Source organism: Bradyrhizobium sp. (genome assembly GCF_049512235.1).
In the GTDB taxonomy this organism is placed as follows: domain Bacteria; phylum Pseudomonadota; class Alphaproteobacteria; order Rhizobiales; family Xanthobacteraceae; genus Bradyrhizobium.
Genome location: NZ_JBEKXH010000405.1, coordinates 1 through 5,862, shown reverse-complemented (window position 1 = coordinate 5,862; position 5,862 = coordinate 1). Strand labels below are relative to the sequence as shown.

Annotated in this window: 8 protein-coding genes and 1 pseudogene; 2 read left to right on the top strand and 7 right to left on the bottom strand. The window is 59.4% G+C overall.

Annotated elements, in window-relative coordinates:
• On the bottom strand, positions 1–812 hold an 812-nt coding region (locus ABSG20_RS27665), incomplete at its 3' end, for an FAD/NAD(P)-binding protein (RefSeq protein WP_423867659.1).
• A 240-nt stretch (positions 813–1,052) separates the two neighbouring features.
• A pseudogene (locus ABSG20_RS27660) lies at positions 1,053–1,177 on the bottom strand (TauD/TfdA family dioxygenase); the annotation flags it as partial.
• A gap of 388 nt (positions 1,178–1,565) precedes the next feature.
• On the opposite strand from ABSG20_RS27660, the gene epsC reads away from it, so the two are divergent.
• Entirely contained in the window at positions 1,566–2,522 is a 957-nt protein-coding gene (gene epsC / locus ABSG20_RS27655; RefSeq protein WP_423867658.1) for a serine O-acetyltransferase EpsC, read from the top strand.
• A gap of 43 nt (positions 2,523–2,565) precedes the next feature.
• Complete coding sequence (locus ABSG20_RS27650) at positions 2,566–2,703, top strand: hypothetical protein (RefSeq protein ID WP_423867657.1); 138 nt, start codon at positions 2,566–2,568, stop codon at positions 2,701–2,703.
• Here the strand turns inward: ABSG20_RS27650 and ABSG20_RS27645 are convergent.
• The 5 genes from ABSG20_RS27645 to ABSG20_RS27625 all read right to left on the bottom strand — a co-directional run bounded on the left by ABSG20_RS27645 (position 2,684) and on the right by ABSG20_RS27625 (position 5,633).
• A complete protein-coding gene (locus ABSG20_RS27645) occupies positions 2,684–3,055 on the bottom strand; it encodes a hypothetical protein (RefSeq protein WP_423867656.1) in 372 nt (123 codons plus the stop codon). The two genes, ABSG20_RS27650 and ABSG20_RS27645, sit on opposite strands and share 20 nt — an antisense overlap.
• 887 nt (positions 3,056–3,942) lie before the next feature.
• Complete coding sequence (locus tag ABSG20_RS27640) at positions 3,943–4,563, bottom strand: Fic/DOC family protein (RefSeq protein ID WP_423867655.1); 621 nt, start codon at positions 4,561–4,563, stop codon at positions 3,943–3,945.
• 5 nt (positions 4,564–4,568) lie between these two features.
• Positions 4,569–4,775, bottom strand: coding sequence for a hypothetical protein (locus tag ABSG20_RS27635; protein WP_423867654.1), 207 nt, complete (start codon positions 4,773–4,775; stop codon positions 4,569–4,571).
• A 343-nt stretch (positions 4,776–5,118) separates the two neighbouring features.
• Positions 5,119–5,406: a type II toxin-antitoxin system RelE/ParE family toxin gene (locus ABSG20_RS27630; protein WP_423867653.1), complete on the bottom strand. Its 288-nt coding sequence runs from the start codon at positions 5,404–5,406 to the stop codon at positions 5,119–5,121.
• Positions 5,403–5,633 (bottom strand): hypothetical protein, encoded by a 231-nt coding sequence (locus ABSG20_RS27625; RefSeq protein WP_423867652.1) that lies wholly within the window; start codon positions 5,631–5,633, stop codon positions 5,403–5,405. Before ABSG20_RS27625 ends, ABSG20_RS27630 begins: the two co-directional genes overlap by 4 nt.
• Between the last annotated feature and the right edge of the window lie 229 nt (positions 5,634–5,862).

The window sequence follows — 5,862 nt, the reverse complement described above, 5'->3', positions numbered from 1 at the left end:
TGCCACAGCTCCTGGGTAAAGGGCCTGATGCCATCGACCGCGCTACGCCAGTCGCCGCCACGCCGTTCTGCGGTGCGGGTCATTTTGCGGAGCCAGCGCAGCAGTTCGGTGATTTCGCGCCCAAAAGGGATATCAGCCCTTTCAATTGGAAATGGGACCACCGGACAATGGGGCATGGGGAGAAGTCCGCGACGGGAGATGGCCGTGATCGGCCCGCCGTGTCCGCCATGCAGGAGCGATTGAACATAGTCGACCATGGTCAGCCCGGTGCCCAGGATCAGAATATGGCCATCGCTCGGACTTGCAGTCGCAGCCGGATCTTTCCATGGGCTCGCATACAAATTATCCGGTGCGTGGGTCTGACAGGTTTCGTTTCCCGTGGCCAATACAACGATCTCCGCGGCGATGCTTGAACCGTCCGCTAATTTGGCGACGGCGCCCGATGGGACCGGGGCGATGGCGATGCATTCACCCTGGACGATCTGCAGTTCCCGGTCATTGCCGATGGAGAAGCCCCGAAGCAGACTTTCGATGTAACGTCCATAAACCTGGCGAGATACAAAGCAGAATTGATCCGAGCCGGCGGTAGCGAGGTTGTTGGCCTGCAGCCACCGCCAAAAATGATCGGGATCGTCGGCGAAAGCGCTCATGTTCGCGGCGCGGACGTTCAGGAGATGCGCCGGATTGGCCGTGCCGTAGGCGATCCCGCGGCCGATCGCCGGATTCTTTTCGATCAAGGTCACCTTGATGTTGCCGGAGAAGCTCCGCAGCAGATGGCAGGCGAGCAGGACGCCGCTTGCGCCTCCCCCCACAATGACGATATCAGCTGTTCTGCTCACATTCGGGCCTGATCTGCGGCGCGACGGCAGAAAAGCAAGGCAGCCGCCTTCCAGGCCATCGCGGACATGATCGGCGGGTTCTTGCGAGTTGAGATATTCATTGAACGGGCGATATTGGCAACCGATCCATATTCCCTGTTGTCAATGAGGTCGGCTTGTTGGGGTCCCTTGAGCCAATAACTAGCCGGAATTGCGTCAAGGAGTAGCGAGCCGCTACGCCGCTTTGGCGGTCGCGAGCTTTGTCGCCTTGGTGCGGGTGATGCTGCGCCGGCCATCGACGCTGACGGGAAAATCGCCATCGACAGTGGCGCGATGGACACGCGACGGCGATCGCCATAGTGCTGCGCAGAGGGCCTCCTCGCGTCTTGAGCAGCAGGAATACTATACGAGGACAGTCGAAAATAACTTTCAAACTTATTGGTCTTTTTGAAACAGGTCCCCCTTTTGCGCCATCATCGGGGGAAGGAAAACTTGGCGACTGGAGGCCTGAGGAGCGCCTTGGCGCTCCGAAAGACGGAGCCGATCAGACAAATTCCTTGGCCGGAAGCGGCGTTCCATTGATCTCATGGTCGCCAATCGCGGTGTCAAAGAGCCAACAGCGCGAAAGGTTTTTGCTGGAAGGACGTTGCACGGAGCATAAGCCTACCGTGCGGTCGGCGGCTTTGGAATTCAAAGGCTTCGGTGAGTGTGACATTCTTGCACGACGCGAATTGCGGAAGTGGTGCCATGGGTGTCGGTACAAAATTGCAGGGAGCAGAGCGGACCGCAGCCAATCGCGATGGTAACGCCGAGTCGCGGTGGTGTCTCGATCGCATTGTCGCGGAACTGCGGACGTCGCGCGACATCACCCACAACATTTGGCAAGACGGCCCGGCGCGGCGGGCGCCATCCCGCGACGCGCTCGAAACTGTCCTGAACGGGCTCATCGAAGCGCTGTTTCCGCGCCACTATGGTCGATCCGACCTCGACACCGAGAATATCGACTATTTCGTCGGCAACACCCTGAATGTCGCGCTCAATGCCCTGCTCGAGCAGGTGCAGCGCGGCAGCCTGTTCGTCGCCGACGGACTATCATCCGATCAGGCCTTGCAGGATGCGATCGAGTTGACCCGGACATTCGCATCGACGCTGCCGGAAACCCGTGGCGTGCTCGTCAGCGATCTGCGCGCGGCCTTTGTCGGCGACCCGGCGGCCCGAAGTTTCCCGGAAATCCTGATCGGCTACCCCGGCATGTTGGCCGTCATCCATCATCGGATTGCCCACGTCCTGCATCGAATGGGAGCGACCTTGGTGGCGCGACTGATCGCCGAGATTGCCCACACCAAGACCGGGATCGACATTCATCCCGGCGCCAGCATCGGAGCGAGTTTCTTCGTCGATCACGGAACCGGCGTCGTGATCGGCGAAACCGCGGTCATCGGCGAACGCGTGCGCATCTATCAGGCGGTGACGCTGGGAGCGCGGCATTTTCCGACCGATCGCGAGGGCAAGGTCATCAAGGGAACTGCCCGTCATCCCGTTGTCGAGGATGACGTCATCATCTACGCGGGTGCCACCATACTCGGCCGCATTGTCATCGGTCGCGGCTCAACCATTGGCGGCAATGTCTGGCTGACGGAGAACGTGCCGCCGAACAGTTTCGTCACCCAGGCGACGGTTCGCAGCAAACTGGCTGCGCGATGAAGCGGCCGAGGCAGATGATAAATTGGGAACCGGGAGAAGGATCATGGGACTGCAAAATGAAAAGATCGCGGCGTTGTCGTTCGTGACAGCCGATTTGAACGCCAGAAGGAAGTTGCTCGACCAGATCGGATCGGCAGCCAGATCGATGCGCTCGGAAATGTTCAAGCCGTTTTCGGGGTGAATTTCTTCACGGCGAGCGACACGGTCTGATGCCCGACCTTAAAGATCACCGTCCCGGTCAGCCCATCACTGGATGAGAACTGCACATTTCCGAGCTCAACGGCTCCCTTATATGCCGTTCCGGTGCCCTGCCCAGTTTGTCCCGCGATGTTGTATTGGACTTGCGCATCGTGCCCACTGATCGAAGTTACCTGGATGGCTGCGGTCATGCTGGCTGTGGCGCCGATCCAGTTGCCTACCAGGTTGTTCTGGTCCGCGGGCGCGGCGGCCTTGGCCAGAATGGCGGACTGTGTTGCCGTCCCGAAAGAAAACTCCAGGGCCGCCTGTTTCCCGTCGCGTGTCCCAATGGTCACATTGCCATAGGTAAGGGTGTTGCCGGTGACGGTTGCCGTCCCTCTTTCGGTATGGCCATTGTGGGTATACTCGACCTGCGCGGCGCCGCCGTTGAGCTCACAACATTAAGTTCGACGGCTTGTTTGTTTTTCGTCCAGGTGCCCTTCCAGTCCCCGATCAGGTTGCTCTGCTGATAGATTCGCTGGTTGGCGGGCGAGATCTGACTTCCGGCAGGAATCGTACCGAGGGCGCTAACGGCCATTGACCCATCTCCAGCGATACCCGGGAAGTTGTGTTTCGGGCCAGAAACAATCTGAAACATTACATTGACGATGGAGTGGTGAATAGTACGTTAAGAGACGAATAACGTGACCTACGCCGGGCGGCGGAAGCTTGTTCTGCGGATCACGCACGGTCACGGCGTAGGGCGGATTGGAGACCATCCGGTTCGCGCGCGTCGCGCGGACCAGATCGTGGTAATCGCCGCTTTGTGGGTGCCCCGGTGAGACCGGGTGATGCCGCAAGAGGGCGACCACGAGGGTCGCCCCTACGAAAAATGCATTACGGTCACAGAAGCAGTCCGGAATAAGAACCGTTGCCCGTCGCACTGCGGAACCCCCGCCCTTCGTGCGACACATCGCGCGGCTAATCCACCAGAACCGCAACGATCAGTTTTCGTGATGTGGTCCGCGCTCCATCCCCGTCATTGCGAGCGCAGCGAAGCAATCCATCTCTCGCCGAGCACAAGCATGGATTGCTTCGTCGCAAGGGCTCCTCGCAATGACCTCACTGAGAATGATGGGTATCGCTGCGCTCCACCCATCCTACCAGCCGACAGCCAACAAAAAGCTCGTAGGGCGGATTGGAGCGCAGCGTAATCCGCCATTTCGCAACAGAAGACGGCGGGTTACGGCTTCGGCTTCAACCCGCCTTGCGATCCGAAGCACAAGGTCTGCCTTGATGGAATGCTCGGCGGCGCTGGGCAGGCCGATGTCCGCAGACACGTCGCCGTCATTGCGGGCAGAAACGTCTCACGGTCGATTCGTTCGAGGTTGAACGGACGGCGGGCCCGACGCCCGAGCAGATACATAAAAGCCAATTGGGACCGGCCGTTTCCTTCGCGAAAGGGGTGAATGGCGTTGAGTTCAGCCAGGAAATCAGCGGAGGCGTCCAGAAAGTCCGCCACGCTCGCGCCAGACTTCAGCTCTGGGCGCACTACCTTCTTGAACAGTTGCTTCATGCTGCCGCCGATGTGCTCGGGATAGCAGAACCAATTTCCGGCCTTTCCCGTTCGGACGGTCCGGTACTTTCCGGCCCAGCGGTAAACATCCTGAAACAGGTGATGGTGGACGCGTCGGTAATGCGCTGGCGTGAAGAGGCCCGCGGGCAGGGGTTCTTCCGCCCTCAGCGTGGACATTTCGAGCTCGAATGCTTCGAGTGTCGCTGCGTCTTTGATTGAGGCCAAGTTTTTTAGGACGAATGTGCCTTTATAGCAGTACGGGTCATCAAAGATGTCGTACCCGCTCAAGTCCTTCAGCGGCCTTTGTGTTGAACGTAGGCCCGCAATACCTCAGCTCGCTTTTGGGCAGGGGTCAGTTTCTTTTCCTTAAGGGCTAACAGGCGCTTTTTCGAAGCGCTCCCAAGCTTCAACCCCTCTACGGCCGTAATCGCCGCGAAGGTTTTGTCGCCGAGGACGCGCGATGGCGCGTCGATACTTGAGCCCTTGCGCTTTTCGGTCATAAAGAAACCATACCACGGATTCTAGTAGCCTGCGACACGAACTTTCATATATGTTACCGGGAGTTACCATCCTCTTCCATGTCGCCCCCGACCCCGGATCAAGTTCGGGACAGGCTCCGGATCAAGTCCGGGGCAGGTTCCCCCCACCGCATCGCGCGTGCAGGGGAGAACCAGATCCGATTCAATAGTTTTGACGGCTGGCCCTAATAAAGACCGGTCGCGCGCGCCTGATCGTGAGGGCCGCCAGCGTATCGAGCGCCGGGGTTGCCACGGCCGCGGCGCGGCAAAGGCCGGCGGGTGTGATCGATCCGCAGCAAGCGGCTGAAATAGTCGGCCACTTGTTTTACGCGGAACCCGGCATGCCGGAAGGATCACGAGCGGCATGTCGAACCGCGTGAATGATAATCTCTGTCTCGGTAATCTCGTAGAAAACGAGATAAGGCGGCGTCGAAACACGGCGAATCGTTGGATCCTCCGTGCGCGTGCCGATATCGGGATGACTCAAGAGCAGGTCAATGATGTTTTGGATACGCCCCTGAACACGATTTGCGCCTTGCGGTGAATGCGCGGCAATATAGTCCAGTATTGAATTAAGGTCGGCTAGCGCCGGAAGAGTGAAACGGAGCTTCACAGTCCGTGTTTGGCCCAGGCAGCACGAACCTGTTCATCGCTCGCGAATTCTCCGCGCGCCGCAGCCTCTTTCGACTTCGCAATCGCCGCGCGCTCATCGGCTGAGAGCGGCACCGGAGGGGCCTCATCGCTACCGGCAAGCTGAAGAACAATGCGGGCAATGTCGTCCTGTGCATCCAACGGGAGGCCGCGCGCAACCCTAAGGGCTTCATCCAAAAGTTTTGTCATGGCGCGACAATACCCGTTTCGGGCCGACGATGGAAGAGACTTCCATCGGGCGTAAACCACCTCGTATTCGCTGAGGGCCTCATCTCCTCATCAGAGCACATTACGGCTGGCGTAGCCCGGATGAGCCAACGCGTCGGCGCGAGAGCGCCCCCCGATGACAGGCTCAGCGAGATCCGGGGTTTCCGAGGTCCCGCATCTCGCTTCGCTCATGCGGGCACCTCGCTGAGAA

Excerpts from the sequence above, each read along its gene's own strand:
- epsC (WP_423867658.1), top strand. The coding sequence starts at position 1,566 with ATGGGTGTCGGTACAAAATTGCAGGGAGCAGAGCGGACCGCAGCCAAT.
- ABSG20_RS27650 (WP_423867657.1), top strand. The coding sequence starts at position 2,566 with ATGGGACTGCAAAATGAAAAGATCGCGGCGTTGTCGTTCGTGACAGCC.
- ABSG20_RS27635 (WP_423867654.1), bottom strand. The coding sequence starts at position 4,775 with ATGACCGAAAAGCGCAAGGGCTCAAGTATCGACGCGCCATCGCGCGTC.
- ABSG20_RS27625 (WP_423867652.1), bottom strand. The coding sequence starts at position 5,633 with ATGACAAAACTTTTGGATGAAGCCCTTAGGGTTGCGCGCGGCCTCCCG.